At 79.3% G+C, this 1,264-nt stretch carries 1 protein-coding gene; it reads right to left on the reverse strand.

Annotation, left to right across the window (positions count from 1 at the left end; all coding sequences use genetic code 11):
* A partial coding sequence (locus tag B0E53_RS36590; RefSeq protein ID WP_146167978.1) for an acyltransferase domain-containing protein occupies positions 1 to 1,264 on the reverse strand: 1,264 nt, incomplete at both ends.

Consider the following 1,264-nt stretch of genomic DNA (forward strand, 5'->3'; position numbering starts at 1 on the left):
ACCGCGCCGAGCAGCGGGTGCCCGGCGTCGCCGCCCGGGGCGCCGGGCGAGGGCGGCAGCCAGTAGTGCCGGCGCTGGAAGGCGTACGTGGGCAACGCGACCGGGGTGTGCGGGCCGGGACCGGCGAGGGCGGCCCGGTCCACCGGGACGCCGCGCACGTGCAGCCGGGCCGCGGCGGTGAGCAGCGCCTCGGGCTCGGGCGTGCCGGTGCGCAGGGTGGGCACGAAGGCGAGGTCGTCACCGGCGTCGGCGAGGCAGTCCTGGGCCATGGCGGTGAGCACGCCGCCCGGCCCGACCTCCAGGAACGTGGTGGCGCCGTGGCCGTGCAGGGCGCGTACCCCGTCGAGGAACCGCACGGTGTCGCGGACGTGGGCGACCCAGTGCTCGGGCGAGCCGAGCCGGGCCGGGTCGACCGGCCCGCCGGTCAGCGTCGAGACCACCGGCAGCTGCGGGGCCCGGTAGCTGAGTCCGGCGGCGACCTCGCGGAACGCGTCGAGCATCGGGGCCATGCGCGGCGAGTGGAAGGCGTGCGACACCCGCAGCCGGCTGGTCCGGCGGCCGGCGGCGCGCAGGGTCGCCGCGACGGCCTGCACCGCGTCGGCGTCCCCGGAGAGGACCACGCTGGTCGGGCCGTTGACCGCGGCCAGCCCGACCCGGTCGGTCAGGTGCGGGGTCACCTCGGCCGCGTCGGCCTCGACGGCGACCATCGCGCCCCCGGCGGGGAGCGCCTGCATGAGCCGGGCCCGGGCGGCGACCAGGGCGGCCGCGTCGGCGAGCGGGAACACGCCGGCCACGTGGGCGGCGGCGAGTTCGCCGATCGAGTGGCCGAGCAGCAGGTCCGGGCGGACGCCCCAGGATTCGAGCAGCCGGTACAGCGCCACCTCGACGGCGAACAGCGCCGGCTGGGTGTAGCGGGTCTCGTCGAGCAGGGCCGCCCGCGCGTCGCCCTCGGGGGCGAGGACGACCTCGGCGACGGGGTACGGGACGTGGCCGGCGAGGTGGCGGTCCAGTTCGGCGCAGGCGGCGTCGAACGCCTCGGCGTAGACCGGGTGGGCGTCGCGCAGCTCCCGGCCCATGCCGGGGCGCTGGCCGCCCTGCCCGCCGAACAGGACGGCGAGCTGCCCGTCGCCGACCCGGCCGGTGAGCACTCCGGCGGGCTCGGCGTCGCCCCGGCTGAGCGCGGTCAGCCCGGCGCGGGCGCCGGCCGGGTCACCGACCAGCAGCACGGCCCGGTGGTCGAGGGCGGCGCGGGTGGTGGCCAGCG

Origin of the sequence: Micromonospora sp. MH33, from assembly GCF_003013775.1 — a bacterium.
Lineage (GTDB): Bacteria > Actinomycetota > Actinomycetes > Mycobacteriales > Micromonosporaceae > Micromonospora > Micromonospora fulviviridis.